The following is a 16,282-nucleotide window of genomic DNA, read 5'->3' on the forward strand; positions in this document are numbered from 1 at the left end:
CGGGTACGCCAAGCCTGAGGGCACGGGTACGCCAAGCCTGAGGGCAAACGACTGCGAGCAGCTGTGGGCGCAACATGGGGCTACCCTGCTGGATCATCGGCGTAAGAATGAACCCTACATAAATGCCGGCGGTGTAGAGGTTCTGGTCTGGGACCAAGATGCCGGCACGTTCACCTTGACCGTTTCGCGAGAAGCCTTGGAGGACTACGCTTCTCGTAACGGCCTTGCAGGCGACACCATGTCGATTTTCTATGCAGCTTTCTCTGCGGTTATTGAGGTCGCGGACAAGCTACACGCGCTTTTCGGGAAGCCAAGGAAGGTCCTTGTGAAACCAAGGACCTAAACGGCGAAAGACAGCCTATTAGACGCGTGGGGGCAACTTCCACTTCGTCGATACGTTAGACCTCCAGCCAACGGAGGAATGTCATGGACGACGACCTGCGCCTGAAACTGAAGGAACTCAGCACCAGCATGCAAACCAGGGCGGCGGAACTCGCACTGCCCGGCGGCAACACCGATATTTCCGCGCTGATGTCAGGCATTGCGCTGACCCTTGAAGCGCTGTTGGTGATAGCCGAAGAGAGCAAAACGCCACGGTCTGGACCGTCGGTCGAGCCTGTGACTTCGTTGTCCTGATTGGCTGGTAGGAGGTCAGTGTGACAGATTTTATTGTGACCACAATTGACGGAAGACAGCATCTCGGCCAGAGCGAAAACGCACCATTGGAAAGCCTTGTGGATCAGCTCAGTTCAAACGGACACTTCGAGCTCGTTGTCGTTTCGGCAGAATTAGGCGCTCCTGGCAGCGAAACCAGCACTGTCTTCTTCAAGCACGGGATCATATCGATCAGTGAAAGAAAACCGGAAGCTATGATCCCACCAAGTCCGCCCCTTGCTGGTTAATAGAATATGGCCCGTCTTCTCCTGTCGCGTGGCAAAGCCGAGCGAGGCGAGGCCGCGGAGGGCGGCAATGAAACAACCTGGCTTTTAGGCAGGATCTTTGCGTCTCTTCTCGCGAAGGTTTTCGTAGGATAGCGAATGGCGGACCTTGCCGGTCCAATAGCCTAGGCCAAACGGCTTTGCACATCCTCAGAGCAGACTTGCTGGCGATCTTGCCGGAGGTTGCGATTGCGTGAATAGCAGTCGCTCACTGCTCCGCCGACGAACGGCTACTTCGCGCCCTCCATGGTGTTAGGGAAGGTCATGCGAACAGAACGTCGGCCACCTCGCTGGGGCGAAATCACGCTCACGCCGTCATGGCTCGCCTAACAGTCTCACGAACCGGCGACTTCGATCTGCCGATGCTCGTACTTGCCAGTGAACATCTTTGCGGCTTGGCGGCACTTATGCGCTTGGTCGAAACGCCACACCAGTCAGATTTTTGCTGACCAACCAGAGTCGCTCAGCCAAATCCGGCGCGATCGCCCAGGGCCGGACGCCGAGTATCTCCTGGGAGTCGGCCGGCAGGGCCAACGCGACGTTGGAACTCTCGCAATAGACTCCGCCCAGCCCTTCGAGCGGCCTCGCCGCAAACGATCCCAAGCTTCGAGCCTAAAATACCTAGCTTTTTCAATGTGAGAAAGCTGGGGAGTAAAAAGGCGCAGTCCCCAGCTTTGGAGAATACCGGCCGACAGAGAGCAAACCTCTTACGATGTACGCTCCACAGCTTTCCGACCAGAAGCCCGCAGTTCTGCGGGCTTTCTGGGCTGCCAGGTTTCCGCGGAGAACATTGCGGGAGATTTGAGTGGTAGAGGAAGGAACCGGAATCCAACCTTCGCCACGGAGCGGCGCCATGACGGCAACTGATATGCGCCTCGGATACGTTGATGACGACCGGCCTCGCCGGAACCGCGCTTAGGTCGACTCACCAAACTCCGCCTCGCTCCGTGCAGATGCGCGTCTCATCGTCGACGGGCGGCAATAGCATGACGCCGTCTCGGCGCGGCCCGCCCACTATTCAAGAGCTGAGACGAACTGCGGCGCGACTGCGGCTAATGGGCGGTGTAAGCTCCGTCCACCAGATGGTAGCTTCCAGTAATAAAGCTAGCCTGATCGGACAAGAGGAAGCACACAAGAGCAGCTACCTCTTCCGGTTTCCCGCGCCTGCCCATCGGCTGGAGGTCTGCCATGCGCCGGTTAGCTGCTGCCTCCACTTGCTCCGAAAGTGGTGTCTCGATCCAGCCGGGGCCGACGACATTGATTCGAATTCCCAATCTCGCATATTCCATCGCCGCAACCTTGGTCAGTCCAACGACCCCGTGTTTCGCTGCCGTGTATGCGGACGCCGTTGGCAATCCGACGGAACCGAGAACGGAAGACATATTGACGATAGCGCCTCCGCCCCGATCCAACATGGCGGCGATCTCGTATTTCATGCAGTAGAAAATGCCATTTAGATTGACGTTTATCAGCTTGTGCCAGTTGTCGAGGGGATAGTCCGCCGTTGCTTTTCGAACGCCATCGATACCTGCATTGTTGACCGCCATATCCAGTCCACCGCATTTTTCAACAGTGAAATCGACCAGGTTTTCCACAGCTGCCGCATCAGTGACATCGACCGCAAAGTCGTGGGCCCTACCTCCTTGCGAGCGTATTTCGGCGGCTTTGCTGTGCGCAGCCTCGGCATCAAGGTCGGCAACAACAACCTCGGCTCCTTCTTGCGCGAGTTGCCGTGAAACAGCCGCTCCTATTCCGGAGCCTGCGCCGGTCACAATCGCGATCTTATCTTGGAAGTCAGGCTTCATCTCTTTCCTTATGCCCACTGCTTCATAACCGAATGGAATCAGGTGGTTGTCGCATGAGGCTTTTTCATAGCAGATTTCTGCAGCCAAGGTCCCTGTCTGTCCTGTGAACTCTCCTGGCGCCCGACGACCTCAGCCAACCTGCGTGGCGCCTAACGCGGATGAAAGGTTTACATCAAGCAGCCGGTCTGATTGGATTTCTAGGCATCACACCAGTGAAGCGGTCTGGCGAGCGTGGCCGGTCGGCAACGCAACAACGCCTGGTTCCGGTTGTTCTAGGTCAGTTCGGGCAAGGCGTAGACTTGGCCGACGGGCCTTGGAGTGTTAGAGACGACGGCGGTAGGCTGACCATTTTCTTAGCAGGTAGAAATGGACAATAACCACATTGCACGCCGGGGGCTCGTGCTGGGTAGTCTGGCTCTGATGGTTTCCGGATGTACGTCAGCGTTACGACAGGCGGCGGAGCCGATTTCATCCGCGTTCGCAGCAAGGAGTGGCCTGGATCCTCGCTTCACGCGGCAACGAGTGAGGTATTCTGGAAGCGAGCCGCCCGGAATGATCGTCGTCGATACTTCGCAACGCTTCCTCTATGCCGTCGAGAGGGACGGGTGGGCGACGCGCTACGGCGTCGGCGTCGGCGAGCAGGGACTTTCGTTCAAGGGTACAGCGACCGTCGGCCGCAAGGCGGAATGGCCGTCGTGGACACCAACCGCCAGCATGATGAAGCGCAAGCCGCGCTTGGTGCAGTATGCAGGGGGGGTCCCCGGCGGACCAAACAACCCGCTTGGTGCGCGTGCCCTTTATCTCTATCAAGGCGGGCGCGACACCCACTTCCGGGTGCATGGCACAGACGAGCCATGGACGATAGGCACTGAGGTGTCGAACGGGTGCATCCGTTTGATAAATGACGACATCATTGACCTCTATGACCGTACCCCTTTGGGCACGACGGTGGTGGTTATTTGATAGTCTGAGGTGCGTCGCACGCCTGATCTCCGGCCGATGGTGAATTCTGCCAGCACGTCACGTAAACGTGCCGCCCGGCCACCGAGTGCCATCTGTGTCATTTCTGCACTAGGCCTTGATGCAGTTCGCGAGTAGTTTAGTGCGGTCGCAAGTTATTTGTGGCGATTGTATCGGCTATTCCGCCCTCGGGGAAAGGATTGCTTGATGAGCAGGATATTGATTGCAATGGTTGCTGTGCTCGCCGTTGCCAGCCTGAGCGGCTGCGCGACCGACTGGATCGGCAAAGGAAAGGGGAAGGCCCCGCCGCCGGAACCCGCTCCGGTAGAGCAACCAGTGATTAAGTAAGGACCGGCTTGTATGGGGAAGGGTGCCAAGCCCTTCCCCATACATACGCTTTGGCCGGCTTCATAGCCTGCCGCGCGGTTGGCGGGCATAGGCTGTTATTAGGTCTGTGCTTTGTGAAGTTCGGGAATGGACGCGGCGATGACGCTTGTAAATAGCCGTCTCTTGCTTGTGGCGTTGGTGGCCCTCCCGGCAGCGGCATGTCAGACGAAAGACCTGCCGCCCCAGCCGAATTTCGTATCTTCTGCCGATGGCGGAGCTGCGCCTCAAAAAAAGGACGAGCGGTACTTCATCGAGTTCCGCTCCCGCTACGCCCTAAGCTACGGCCACACCTACGCAGTTTTTGGGCGCCTAGACCGGGCCGGGAAAATGATTGATCCCCAAGTCGCGGGCCTTCACCCGGCTTCGAACAGTGCGGTTCCCTATGTTCTGGGCCATTTCGTGCCGGTGCCAGCCGAAACCGGGTGGAGCGACGGTGATCTGGAAGAACCATACAGATCCGCAAGCTGGCAAATCATATTGACCCGGGCCGAATACGACAAAGTCGTTGCCTACATCCGCAAGCTGCAGGCGAGCTCGCATGTCTGGCAGGCGACGGTCTTGAACTGCAACGGCTTCGTGGCGGACATCGCGCATTCCATGGGATATAAGACTCCCGCCATTCAGCTCCGGCCCCAACAATTCATAACCGAGCTTCGGAAGATGAATACATAGCAAAGATTCGAGGGATGAATGGGACCGAATGCGTTCGGTACTGCCCCTCCGGCTTTCGCGTCTGCGGACCAAATCGGAGAGGATCGCTGCGCCTGAAGGTCGGCCGGTTACGAAATCGAGGCGATGGGTGAAGTGGCCATACTCAGGGGCAGCTGCTACAATCGCGATCGCAGAAAGGGCGCCGGTGACCTGACGTGAGCATTGCGGCAGCCTCACTTGGCGAGGTCATTTGGGTGATCGGCATCGTTGCTTGGTACGTGATCCGGTATCCCTTCGAGCGCCGGGCGAGGCGCGTGCGAATTGTAACTGGGTACCGCTCACGTTCCGACATCGTCGGGCTTGCATCTGCTCTGTTTGGCCTCGCAATCCTGCCTGCCTTCTATGTTGTCACCGGCATGCCCGCAGCGGCTGACCACCCGGCCAGCGCGTGGGCCCTGGCTCTCGGCACAATCATCTTCTGCTCCGCGCTATGGGTTTTTCGCAGATCCCACAAGGAACTTGGCCGGAACTGGTCGATTACGCTGGAGATTCGCGAACGGCATGAACTCATCTGCGCCGGACCATACGCCTTGGTCCGCCACCCGATGTATACCTCGTTCCTGCTCATGGGCCTCGCCCAGGCCTTTCTGCTGGCGAACTGGATTGCGGGCATATCGGGGTTGATTGGGTTCGCAGTCCTTTTCCTGCTGAGAGTGGACAAGGAAGAGCGTATGATGCTGGAGAATTTCGGCCCGCAATACCGTGCCTATATGGAAAAGACCAAGCGAATAGTCCCTTATCTTTATTAGAGGTCCGTTTGATGCGAGGCCGAGCCCTCAAGCTATCGGCGCCCCGGCGCCTTGTTGGCGATCTGATGAGGTTTTCGATCGGCGTGCCACGGGTCGCGGTGCAGCGTCAGATGAACCTCGGCCCACTCGTAAGGGCTAGAATGGCGCAGCAGACCAGGCCCTCCTGGACCGCGATCTTCCTGAAGGGATACGCGCTTCTCGCCCGAGAGACGCCCGAGCTTCGACGCGCCTATGTCAAATTGCCCTGGCCGCAGCTTTACGAGTATCCGGTAAGCGTAGCCTCGATTGCCCACGAGCGCGAATATGAGGGCGAGCTGGCCGTTCTGTTGAGCTGCATCAAGGGCCCTGAGCGCTACTCTATCACAGAACTTGAGGCGTCCATCCACGCAGCTCGGTCACGGCCGATCCTGGAGGTCACGGAGTTCCGGCGTGCGTTGCGCATGGCCCGTGCGCCCGCGCCTCTCAGGTGGCTGCTTATGTGGCTGGGATTGAACATCGCCCGGCAAAGGGCAAATTACTTCGGTACCTTCCAACTGTCCGTTTATTCAGGCCTCGGTGCGGAATCGCTCAACCCGCTCACACCATTGACCACGCTTCTGAACTACGGTCCGATCGGCGAAGATGGATCGGTGAATGTCCGCATCCACTACGATCACCGGGTAATGGATGGAGCGAACGTCGCACGAGCGCTGGAGAGGTTCGAAAAGATTCTGAACGGCGCTATCGCCGATGAAGTGTTGCTGCTCGGTCTAGGTGTTGCCGCTCCTTCAAGACAGAGGAACGCGAGATGATTTCGCACCGTGAATTCCGGCCAGCCGTCGTCGTAATTGGCGGCTCGGGTGGAATTGGCCGGGCGATTGCGAGCGTCGCTGCACGAGAGCGCGGTGCGATTGTGCTCGTTGCCCGCTCGCCCGAGGGTTTGGCCGCCGCGGCGGCTGAGGTTCGGAAGGGGGGTGGCGAGGCATTCACGCTCGAGTTGGATCTCGTGGCAGGCGATGCGCCAACGCGCCTAGAGGACTTTCTGTCCGCACACGGCCTGGTCTGTGATGTCCTGGTCAACAGCGCAGGCTATGGCCTACGGGGCGCGGCGACGGCGCTCCCTATTGATGGCCAGCTCGGCATCATCGATCTAAACATACATTCCCTCAGCGAATTGACCCTCCATTTTCTGCCGGGAATGGTGGCGCGCGGGCGGGGCGGGGTGCTCAATCTCAGTTCCGTGGCCGGGTTCGTTCCCGGGCCTTATATGGCTTTGTACTTCGCCAGCAAGGGTTTCGTGCGCTTCTTCTCAGAGGCGCTTCATCAGGAATTGCGCCGAACCGGTGTGACTGTCACATGTGTAGCACCAGGGCCGGTGTCGACGGAGTTTCTCGAAAGGTCCGGCGCCTATCAGACGCCACTCTTCAGTATCTTGCCCACGCTGGATCCGGAGGATGTGGCCGAACGCGCGTGGCGAGGGTTCAAATCCGGTCGTCGCCTCGTCGTACCTGGAATCTCGGCCAAGTTGGCTGCCCTTGCGGCGGCGCTCCTGCCTTCAGCAGCGATACTCCCCCTGATCGGCCGGCTGCAACGCGGCGGCAATGATCCATGTCCTTGCGGTTCAGGTGTGAAGTTCAAGAAATGCTGCGGTACCCGCCAGTTCCGGCTACGCCGGGGCCCTCGGGGAATTATCCCCTGATCGGACCAGCACGCCACTGCTCGCCCCAGTAGTCGCTGATTGTCTTGGTTGCTGCTCAACGACCAAACGCTTCAGCAGCGAGGTGAACCATGGCGCACGGTGCTGACCACTAAGGACAGGGCGAAGGCTTTGGCCATTGCGAAGGAGATCCGGGAGAACTTCCAGAGCAGAATTCTGCTACCGCCGCTGACACAGTCCTCACGCAGACGGCTCCATCATTACAGGCTGGGTGAAAGCGCGATGACAATCGGATGGTCACTGAGCGAAATTTCGACCGAACGCACGTTGCTCAGTGTTCCGACAGGCTCAACGCCAATTGTTGGATCGTAGGTTCTTACCAACGCGCGCGTCTCGCCAAAATGGACCGTCACACGATCTTGACCGCTCAACCGTTCGCACCACACAATAAGTTGGAACGTGCCGTCGCTGTGCTGCAGGAGTAGATCGTGAACGGTCTCGGGTTGGTCTGCGATCGTGAAGTCGAGTTGGCCGGGTCTGGCGAGGATGCCTTTATCCGCCAAAATCGTCGTAAGGTTGTGAAGGTAGATCGCGGCCAAGCGGCGTGAATAATCAGCCTTGTAGAAGCCGAAAGATTGGTTGCCGTCTTCGTCGGTACGGTCCCGCAACAGATAGACCGATGTATAGGCGTAGCCGCGCTTATACTGCGCGAGGTACAAGCTCATCAAATTCAAGCCGTGCATTTGCTCCGTGACCGGACCTCCGATGGTGGTCCCGGTCTCGGTAGTGACACGCGGCAGCGTATTGAGTTGCTCCTGGGTGTAACCTCGAAACCCTCTCGCCCACGTGACGCCGAAGTTGCCGAATAGCCCGTCCACTTTGGATACAGCGGATGGATCGGCAGCGTGCCACGTCTTGTTGTCCGCTGGATACGGCGAATGTGAGTGATAGATGTAGTTGTGCACATTGGCGTAGTCGGCATACTTCGTGCCGTCCGGCATCTTGGTTTGGGCGCCGGGTGGGATCGTAAGGAACTGAAGGCCAACGTTGTCTCGCTGCGCGCCGGGTTCGGAGATCGACCAGACAGGATACGTCGCAAGCACCGGATCACTTTTGACAGCCTGGTAAAGATCGCGCTGAAGCTTTGCGACCGCCATCCATGAAGGCTCCCCACCGCCGCCTTTCTCGCCCTGATAGGTGACACCCCAGTTGTTCGGCTCGTTGTCGCCCTCGAACGCGAGTAGCGCGCCAGCTTTAGCAAGCACCTTACCTGTTTCGACCAACCTCTTCACATCAGTCCCACCACTGACCAATCCCCAACTCAGGCGCACGCCGGTTTCGCGATGTAGATCCAGAAAGGTCTGGATGGTTGTGGGGCCCTTGTCGCTCAGACCTTCTATTCCCGCCCTTACCCATCGAAAGCCGCAATAGCGGACCATTTCGACAGTCCTGGCCAAAGGCTGGCCTCGATCGGGGAACGTGGTAACGACGCCGATGCTATTGAGAAAGTCGTTCGTCGCAACGGCCGTTTTGGGCGCTGCAAATGAATGGCGAGGTGATATGGACACCACAGCCAGTGCCACCCATGCGCCGACGAGGGAGCGAAGCATTTTGGAAGAAATGATCATCATCGCCGGGGACTCCAAGCCTCTCTAACCCACAACTCGCCATGGCGCATCGCCCGCCTTGGCGAGCGATCAATTCGCGCCCGCATACTCGGAAACCTAAGACTATTTCATCACACGGGGCCAACCTAGACCAGACCGTATGAGGACAGGCAAATAGCGACCGAGACGGCGTGCGATCAGTTAGCAATGGCTGTCGCCCCGACAACCGGCCTGACAACGGCGTTTGATATGTGGCCGGTGCTTGCACAGCGCGATGCCCCCCTAGATCAAGCGATGGTTGTGGAGGCCGCGACTGCCCGATATAGAGGTCACGCCTTTTGAGGGAATACTCCGCCCCGTCGGCTAAGCCACACGGCTGAGCCTCTTTAAATGCCTTACGCATGAGCGTGTCGGCTATCGCCCGCATTTCTTCCGCTTCCATAATCAGAACTCCAAACTAATCCACCAGTCAGGAACATGGCAGGGCGGGTAAGGCACAGCCACGGCTCAATTTGCCGCCGGCATGATGAAGGAATGTGGCGACGAGGCCATTGCCAAGGAGCATGACAATTTCTGTAGAATGACCAAGCAACTCGGCGGCGCCGACTAGCGGCAGCCGACGCTGTATTGTGAAGCGTGAGGCGCTTGGCCCGTTGCCGATGGTGGCGGGCTTTTTTGTGCATGCTGGAACGGTCTGTTTTTCGGCTCGTTTTGCGTACGCACCTGTGTGACGCGGGTGCACGAAAGTTGTTTCGGCATCTTTCGGGGCCCGTCATGGCTTCCTCCATGGCGGGCCTTTTGCGTTCATGGCCCCCGAGATCGAACGGTTTGTGTCCAGGCCTTGAATGCCACATGATTGGCCGAAGGTCGCGCATATCGACCGACTGGCCGCAGATCGGGCAAGGGTAGAAATACTCCCGCTCATGCCCCGGTTTGCCACTTTGGCGCTGGCCGGGAATGGGCGGCCCGAGTTCGTTCAGGTCTGTCATCACTATCAAACATTCAATTTACCTAAATTGTTCTCGGAACCATTTTAGCGCATGCTAATTGAACCGCGGCTTGCGAGACAGTTGCGGTAAAGGTTCCGATCGGCCGCCGGCGCCCTGCCACAGCGTGAGCCCGGTTGATACCGCGACTTCAGGATCGGCCGTGAAGAGATTGGCGCCACGGCCGCGTAGCTTCAGCAAGATCGAGCTGTCCATGTCGCTATGAAGCCTCCTCAAGCCGAGCTCGTTGTAGACATGGCCGGTCGAGCCGGGATTGATGCCCGATATGACGACAGTCGACGCGCCGCTGTTGAATGCATAGAGCACAGCGGTGATSCCGTTCGAAAACTTCCGTGCATTGTCCAACTCGCTGTGGCGCGYGCCCATGACCGCCTCGTGCAGGGCAATGCGCTGGTACGTGCTAACCATCCGGAGCTGGTCGTAGCGATAGTTAAATGCCGCGAGGCCATCGCGTAGGCGCTGCTCTCCGAACGGCCAGCGCATCACATACAAGATGCCGGTCTCTTCGCCGTTGAGAACGCGCCGTACGGCTACGGCATTGTCGTTCGTGCCGTCGACTTGGTTGAAATGGAGAAAGGTCGCGTCAGGTTTGGCGATGCCCCATTTCCTCGCCACCGACTGGGAACCGTTGACGGTGAGAACCGAAAAATTCTCGTCGAATCCCTTGGGCAGGTTAGATCCAGGGGCGGAGCCGACGACGAGCACTGGCCCGATGAACCGGGTCGGATGACGCGGGGGCTTGGGGCGGGAAAACCTGTAGACGAGTGCTTCCTTGATCGTTCGTCTGATCTTGGAGTAGCTCATCGGAAGTCGTCACCGCTTGCCGAGTGCTTTGGCTTCCGGTTCCAGTGTCGCCCGATCGTTGCCGTGGTTAGCTCTCAGTTCCTTTGCCTGCTGGACTGTAATGCCTGCCTTCTTGGCGAAGTACTCGACCTCGTAGTCCTCACTGCCCGCCACTCGGTCACGATCACGGAAATCGCGCTTAGTCTTATCGTCGGCCATTTCGGTTCCTCTCTATTGGCGGTTGATGATGCCGGAAACGTGCAGCCGGCGAGTTTGTTGCAGCCGAAATCCATTTGCCGCTCCGGAACCATTTCAGCTCGTGCAGGCGTCCATCTCTAGCGGTTCGTGTTCAGACTGATTTTGCCAGATGACTTGCCTCAAATCGCGTCGGTCGACGCACTGGTCGCAGGTCGGGCAGGCATAAAAATGGTCACCATCATCATTTGGCTGATCGCCATGGCGTCGGCCGACGATCGGCGGCCCAAGGTCAGATAACTTCGTCATCGGCGTGAAACTTTGAATTCGCCTACAATGTTCCGGAACCATTTCAGCGCATGCTAATTTAATCGCGGCTTTGCGAGACAGTTCATGCGTTTGAAGTTCATCCCCCCTTGATGCCAACTCTGGTGGAGAAGCCACCCGAAGGCGAGGGATGGATTCACGAGGTTAAGTTCGACGGCTACCGGTCGCAGTTGATCATCGACGACGACGGCACGCGGATCTACACCCGGCGCGGTCTCGACTGGACGTCGAAATATCGTGACCTCGCAGCGGCCGGCGCCGCGCTTGGTGTCGAAAGCGCTATCAACTGAACCCGAGCACGAGCTTATGGATCGGTGAGCACACGCGGAATCAACTTCCTAGATCGGTGGATTGCCAACAACGTCCCTGAGACGACGAACGCCGATGCCATCTCCATTGACGAGCTAACGCACAAGCTGTTTGCCGATGCGAAATCGGTGGGGATCAAGCGGGAGGAGATCGACGAAGAAGTAGTCAGCCTCTATCGAACGATCCTCGATGCCATCGTCCACTACGACGCTGGCTTGCCGGAATGAGCCTCATAGCGCCGCGCGTCATCCGGCGGCTATGCGAATTGACGGAGTCTTGAGCCGCGATACATGCTATAAACACAGGCGAAGGAACCGCTCGCTATTGCCCACTGATGCCCGTCCACTCATAAAATGGGATGCTAGACACCTCCGGCTTGCCATCGACGCGGCGGGTGTCGCGCTGTGGTCTTGGAACGTTGACACAGATCATTTCACTATGGACCAGCACGGCTATGGTCTTTGGGATCTGCCGTTCGGTCCGTTCGTGATTTTCGAAGATCTCTCTGCAAAAATTCATCCTGCGGATCGGGACAGGGTTCGTGCAGCGTTTGCTGCAACGCGCGCGATAGTTGGCGCATACGAGATCGACTTTCGGATTATGGTCGGAGACGATGTGCGATGGATTTCGGCTCGAGGCCAGGGAGATGATGCCGACATCGAGGGCCGAACGATGTTTGGAGTCTTTCTCGACGTCACCGGTCGCAAGCAAGCCGAAGAGGCCAACGAACTGCTTGCGGGAGAAATGAGCCATAGGGTCAAGAACCTGTTGAGTATCGCGACCGCGCTCACCACGATTACATCGCGCTCAGCCAAGTCAACGGAGGAGATGGCGCACGAACTAACCAGTAGGCTCTCGGCGTTGGGCAGAGCTCACGATCTGGTGCGCCCTGTGCCGGGACGTAATGAAAATGGCGCCCTGCTTGGGGATCTCCTGACGATCCTGCTGGCACCGTACGACGATATGGGCGCTTTTAGCGGCCGCGTGCGGGTGTCTGTGCCGCGAATGTCGGTTGGGGAAGCTGGCGCCACCACGTTGGCAATGATCATCCATGAACTTGCGACTAACTCGATGAAGTACGGTGCATTATCTGCCGCGACCGGAACGCTCGACGTTTCCAGCACTGTCGACGAAACTGACGTGACAGTTGTGTGGACTGAGAGGGGCGGGCCGCCCGTCGTATCGCCCGCAGAGCTTGGCGGTTTCGGGAGCAAGCTTCTTCGGCGCAGCATAACCTCTCAGCTCAATGGTTCGGTCCATCACAATTGGTCGGACGAAGGCGCGATCATCACTCTACGGATGGATAAGGACCGATTATCAATCTAAGGCGACGGCGGATTGGCCATCGTCACCTGCCCATGAGGAGCAGGCTGCCATGCCGTTTCGCAGCGCCAGATGGCGCCAGCATGGTGGCGGCGATGATCCCCATGCGTGATAGCGATTTCTACTAGGGCTTTCGGGTTAGAATGCGCGCTTCTCGTATGAGCGTGCGTCGCCGTAGGCGCCGAAAGCTGATGCTCTACGGCGCGCTGCTGGCGTTCAGAGCAGCTTGGCGGATAGCTAGTTCCAATCCATTTACAATGCCAGCCCAACCGCAACGTAACACATCGCCGAAATAGCGGCCGTGGCCGGCAACGTGACGACCCAGGCAACGACGATGTTGCCGGCAATGCCCCAGCGCACCGCGGAAACGCGGCGGGCAGCGCCGACGCCGATGATGGCGCCGGTGATCGTGTGCGTGGTCGACACGGGAACACCGAGCCATGTGGCGGCGAAAAGCGTGATCGCACCRCCGGTTTCGGCGCAAAAACCCTGCATCGGGTTCAGTCGGGTGATCTTGGAGCCCATGGTGTGGACGATGCGCCAGCCGCCGAACAATGTGCCGAGCGCCAGCGCCGACTGGCAGGTGAGGACCACCCAGAGTGGCACGTAGAAGGTTCCGCCGAGCATGCSCTGTGAGAAGAGCAGCACGGCGATGATGCCCATGGTCTTTTGCGCATCATTGCCGCCGTGWCCGAGCGAGTAGAGCGAGGCGGAGAAGAACTGCAGGACGCGGAAGGTGCTGTCGACGGCGAAAGGAGTCTGCCGCACGAACAGCCAGGAAACCACAAGGACCAGAAGAAGGGCAAGGACAAAACCGGCCGCTGGCGACAGAACGATCGCGGCGACGGTCTTGCCAAGCCCCGTCCAGACGATGGCGCCGACGCCTGCCTTGGCAACGCCGGCGCCGACCAGTCCGCCGATCAGCGCATGCGAGCTGCTGGAAGGAATGCCGACTATCCAGGTGACGATGTTCCAGACGATGGCGCCGACGAGGGCCGAGAAGATCAYCGCCGGCGTGACGATGCTGACGTCGATGATGCCTTTTCCCACCGTTTCGGCGACGTGGAGGCCGAAAAACATAAAGGCGATGAAGTTGAAGAAAGCTGCCCAGAACACCGCATAATGCGGCCGCAGCACGCGCGTCGAGACGATGGTGGCGATGGAGTTGGCGGCGTCATGTAGGCCGTTGAGAAAATCGAAGAAYAGCGCGACGGCGACAAGGCCGACCAACACGGGAAAGGCGATTGTGGCTTCCACTACACGTTCTCGATGACGATGCCGCTGATCTCGTTGGCAACGTCTTCGAAGCGGTCGACCACCTTCTCCAGCTGGCCGTAGATCTCRCTGCCGATCAGATAGGCCATCGCGTCCCCGCGGCCGTGTTTCCTGAACAGTTCCTTCAGACCCTGCTCGTGAAGGTCATCCGCCCGRCCTTCGGCACGCATGACCTCTTCGGCAATAGYGTTGAGGCGCGTGGTGTGGGCGCCGACCTTGCTGAGCAGCGGGATCGCTTCCGCAACCAGCTTGGCGGCGTCGACAATGACGCCGCCCATCTCCTGCATCAGCGGGTCGAATTCCTTTTTCTCGAACAGYTTCACCGTCTTGACGGTCTTGTGCATCATATCGATGGCGTCATCCATCGACTGGATGAGATCCTTGATGTCGCCGCGATCGAAGGGAGTGATGAAGGAGCGTCGCACCGCGAGCAGAACTTCGGCGGTTATATGATCGGCTTCGTCCTCGAGATCGACGATCTTCTGGCACCAGCGATCGATGTCGTTGCCCTGAAGAAGCTGCTCCAACGCCTCGGCGCCGCTGACCACGGTGCGGGAATGCCGTTCGAACAGGTCGAAGAAGCGATCTTCSCGCGGCAGCAGCTTTCGGAACCAGCCCAACATCGCTTCTCTCCGCGGTCCAYGGGATCGGGGCATTGAACCCTTCGGGATAGATCGAGCGACCTGCAAACGCCCCCGAAACGCCATTGCGCCAGACATATYGAGATTTGCTAATGGCGCAAATTGGTTTCKGGAGCGACTAGAGTAAATAGCTTTTGGTCAAAGCAGCAGGAATCTGCCGTCGGTGGCGGAACGCGGCATAACCATTGACCAGACAAACCGTCCGCCACCAGCTTTACCTCAGGCTTTCGTCCTTCTTGAACTCGAATAGCTCGATGACGTTGCCCGATGGATCTTCGAGCAATATGGCGCGCCCGGCACCGCCGTCGCTGATTTCGCCGCGGAATCTCGCATCAGCCCGGCGTAACCGCTCAATGAGGACATCGACCTCGTTCGTAATGATCATAAATCGGTTCCACCCGCCCGGATTCGGATCGCCGCCCGCCTGACCACCGCTCCCCGCACCTGGCGCGCTGAGATACAGCGTCAGGTCGTCGCGCAGCAGCGCGGCGAACTTGCCCGGATTGTGCATGTCGATCTTGAAATCGAGATTGTCTCGATAGAACGCGACCGCCTCGTCAACGTCCGCAACGATGTACCGAACGGATGCCATTCAACCTCCTCTGTCTTGTAGCTACAACTGTCAACTCGCTCAAAGGTTTCCCTGTCGGTGGAGCCGAGGCAGAGGCAGACTGTCTGGATGCCAGCCGAAGAAGTACGTGGGTGGCCCTCGTGTTCCGCTGGACATGGATCGTTGTGAACTGTGGAGGCGCGGCTTGCGGGTCTACCGGACAAGTGGCTGTTAACCGGCACCTGAGTGAGGCTGGTGACAATGTCATCGGCGATTTGGGCAGGTTCGGTCGCGTATTGGTGCGATCCGGATAGCACAGGTGTTCGCATCGACAATCCGACCTAGACGAGAGCATCACTGCTGTCGCTTCCGCTTCGCTAGCTGCCGTTTTCCCGATCGAGGGAGCAGAAGCTGATTTTGCTCACGATGAAAATGGCAGCTTTCTGCACAAAGCTCGCCTATGGCAGTCGGTCCGTTCTCGGCCCAAAACTCGACGTCCGAGTAGTGGCTTGGCGATGTCCGGAGCTGGTGCAAGCCGGACCTAGCAAGAGATGGCATAGTTGTGGTCTTGTTTGGACAGGCGAGCGAACCCAAAGCTTCAGACTAGAAATCCACCTCTAGTTCGGCTGTGGGCTACACTTGATCGCGCCGCTCGCTTGCACCCACACTAACTGGCCGCCGGCCGCCCAAAGTCAACACATGAGCCATACATAAGTGCGCAAAGAGGGCACGTTATTGTCTTATGAGAAGCACGCAGCCTGARCCTCGCGCCACCTCAAGGGCATGGTTTTGAGGTATGGCTGGGCTAATCCGATCCTGAGCTATCGCGGTCCGTCACCCTCAGAGCCTGCACGCTGACAGCCGCAACGAGCCCAGTCAGCACAATCCCTGCGAAACCGATCACCAATGACAGCAACCGCGCCGAAACATGTTTGGGCGTAAAGTCGCCATAGCCGATAGTGAGCCCTGTCACGAAGGTGAAGTAGAGGGCCTCGTCGATCCGCCAACTCTCTATGCGCCAGATCATAAGCCCGGACCCAACCATGACCAGGAGAATCCCCGACAGGATGGGCCAGACC

At 58.6% G+C, this 16,282-nt stretch carries 19 protein-coding genes and 1 pseudogene; 12 read left to right on the forward strand and 8 right to left on the reverse strand.

What is annotated here, in order from left to right; translation table 11 throughout:
- The 3 genes and pseudogenes from AC1D2G_RS33955 to AC1D2G_RS33965 form a co-directional block, all read left to right on the forward strand.
- A pseudogene (locus AC1D2G_RS33955) lies at window positions 1-343 on the forward strand (hypothetical protein); the annotation flags it as partial.
- An 83-nt stretch (window positions 344-426) separates the two neighbouring features.
- Window positions 427-636 carry a hypothetical protein gene (locus AC1D2G_RS33960; protein ID WP_477419545.1) on the forward strand — a complete coding sequence of 70 codons (210 nt, stop codon included), beginning with the start codon at window positions 427-429 and terminating at the stop codon, window positions 634-636.
- A 20-nt stretch (window positions 637-656) separates the two neighbouring features.
- A complete protein-coding gene (locus tag AC1D2G_RS33965) occupies window positions 657-902 on the forward strand; it encodes a hypothetical protein (RefSeq protein WP_477226490.1) in 246 nt (81 codons plus the stop codon).
- Between the two features lie 1,088 nt (window positions 903-1,990).
- Here AC1D2G_RS33965 and AC1D2G_RS33970 read toward each other — a convergent pair.
- On the reverse strand, window positions 1,991-2,743 hold the full coding sequence (locus tag AC1D2G_RS33970) for an SDR family NAD(P)-dependent oxidoreductase (protein WP_477419560.1): 753 nt from the start codon (window positions 2,741-2,743) through the stop codon (window positions 1,991-1,993).
- A 366-nt stretch (window positions 2,744-3,109) separates the two neighbouring features.
- Here AC1D2G_RS33970 and AC1D2G_RS33975 point away from each other — a divergent pair, with 366 nt between their 5' ends.
- The 6 genes from AC1D2G_RS33975 (at window position 3,110) to AC1D2G_RS34000 (ending at window position 7,228) form a co-directional block, all read left to right on the forward strand.
- Window positions 3,110-3,706: a L,D-transpeptidase gene (locus AC1D2G_RS33975; RefSeq protein ID WP_477226491.1), complete on the forward strand. Its 597-nt coding sequence runs from the start codon at window positions 3,110-3,112 to the stop codon at window positions 3,704-3,706.
- Between the two features lie 204 nt (window positions 3,707-3,910).
- Window positions 3,911-4,051, forward strand: coding sequence for an ABC transporter (locus tag AC1D2G_RS33980; RefSeq protein WP_477226492.1), 141 nt, complete (start codon window positions 3,911-3,913; stop codon window positions 4,049-4,051).
- A 138-nt stretch (window positions 4,052-4,189) separates the two neighbouring features.
- Complete coding sequence (locus tag AC1D2G_RS33985; protein WP_477226493.1) at window positions 4,190-4,762, forward strand: hypothetical protein; 573 nt, start codon at window positions 4,190-4,192, stop codon at window positions 4,760-4,762.
- Window positions 4,763-4,962: 200 nt separating this feature from the next.
- A complete protein-coding gene (locus AC1D2G_RS33990; RefSeq protein WP_477419562.1) occupies window positions 4,963-5,550 on the forward strand; it encodes a protein-S-isoprenylcysteine O-methyltransferase in 588 nt (195 codons plus the stop codon).
- An 11-nt stretch (window positions 5,551-5,561) separates the two neighbouring features.
- Complete coding sequence (locus AC1D2G_RS33995) at window positions 5,562-6,341, forward strand: hypothetical protein (RefSeq protein ID WP_477308463.1); 780 nt, start codon at window positions 5,562-5,564, stop codon at window positions 6,339-6,341.
- Complete coding sequence (locus AC1D2G_RS34000) at window positions 6,338-7,228, forward strand: SDR family NAD(P)-dependent oxidoreductase (protein ID WP_477419547.1); 891 nt, start codon at window positions 6,338-6,340, stop codon at window positions 7,226-7,228. The genes AC1D2G_RS33995 and AC1D2G_RS34000 overlap by 4 nt, the downstream gene beginning before the upstream one ends.
- Before the next feature lie 218 nt (window positions 7,229-7,446).
- Here AC1D2G_RS34000 and AC1D2G_RS34005 read toward each other — a convergent pair whose 3' ends face one another.
- The 3 genes from AC1D2G_RS34005 to AC1D2G_RS34015 form a co-directional block, all read right to left on the reverse strand.
- Window positions 7,447-8,817: a glycosyl hydrolase gene (locus tag AC1D2G_RS34005; protein WP_477419549.1), complete on the reverse strand. Its 1,371-nt coding sequence runs from the start codon at window positions 8,815-8,817 to the stop codon at window positions 7,447-7,449.
- 1,019 nt (window positions 8,818-9,836) lie between these two features.
- The gene (locus AC1D2G_RS34010) at window positions 9,837-10,604 is read right to left on the reverse strand and encodes a membrane-anchored protein (protein ID WP_477419551.1); all 768 of its coding nucleotides are present in this window, start codon (window positions 10,602-10,604) and stop codon (window positions 9,837-9,839) included.
- Between the two features lie 9 nt (window positions 10,605-10,613).
- On the reverse strand, window positions 10,614-10,802 hold the full coding sequence (locus AC1D2G_RS34015; RefSeq protein ID WP_477226498.1) for a DUF3606 domain-containing protein: 189 nt from the start codon (window positions 10,800-10,802) through the stop codon (window positions 10,614-10,616).
- Between the two features lie 395 nt (window positions 10,803-11,197).
- Between AC1D2G_RS34015 and AC1D2G_RS34020 the strand changes: the two genes are divergently transcribed.
- From AC1D2G_RS34020 to AC1D2G_RS34030, 3 genes are all read left to right on the forward strand, one after another.
- Window positions 11,198-11,395, forward strand: a complete 198-nt coding sequence (locus AC1D2G_RS34020; RefSeq protein WP_477226499.1) for an ATP-dependent DNA ligase — start codon at window positions 11,198-11,200, stop codon at window positions 11,393-11,395.
- Window positions 11,396-11,419: 24 nt separating this feature from the next.
- On the forward strand, window positions 11,420-11,641 hold the full coding sequence (locus AC1D2G_RS34025; RefSeq protein ID WP_477226500.1) for a DUF768 domain-containing protein: 222 nt from the start codon (window positions 11,420-11,422) through the stop codon (window positions 11,639-11,641).
- Between the two features lie 97 nt (window positions 11,642-11,738).
- The gene (locus AC1D2G_RS34030; protein WP_477226501.1) at window positions 11,739-12,740 is read left to right on the forward strand and encodes a sensor histidine kinase; all 1,002 of its coding nucleotides are present in this window, start codon (window positions 11,739-11,741) and stop codon (window positions 12,738-12,740) included.
- Between the two features lie 249 nt (window positions 12,741-12,989).
- On the opposite strand, the gene AC1D2G_RS34035 is transcribed toward AC1D2G_RS34030, so the two are convergent.
- The 4 genes from AC1D2G_RS34035 to AC1D2G_RS34050 form a co-directional block, all read right to left on the reverse strand.
- Window positions 12,990-13,994, reverse strand: coding sequence for an inorganic phosphate transporter (locus AC1D2G_RS34035; RefSeq protein ID WP_477419553.1), 1,005 nt, complete (start codon window positions 13,992-13,994; stop codon window positions 12,990-12,992).
- Window positions 13,994-14,635, reverse strand: a complete 642-nt coding sequence (locus AC1D2G_RS34040; protein ID WP_477419555.1) for a DUF47 domain-containing protein — start codon at window positions 14,633-14,635, stop codon at window positions 13,994-13,996. Before AC1D2G_RS34040 ends, AC1D2G_RS34035 begins: the two co-directional genes overlap by 1 nt.
- 232 nt (window positions 14,636-14,867) lie before the next feature.
- On the reverse strand, window positions 14,868-15,245 hold the full coding sequence (locus tag AC1D2G_RS34045) for a VOC family protein (RefSeq protein ID WP_477419557.1): 378 nt from the start codon (window positions 15,243-15,245) through the stop codon (window positions 14,868-14,870).
- A gap of 763 nt (window positions 15,246-16,008) precedes the next feature.
- Window positions 16,009-16,282 (reverse strand): potassium channel family protein (locus tag AC1D2G_RS34050; protein WP_477419558.1); only part of this gene is annotated, 274 nt, incomplete at its 5' end.

This window comes from Mesorhizobium sp. P2_C7 (assembly GCF_056404515.1).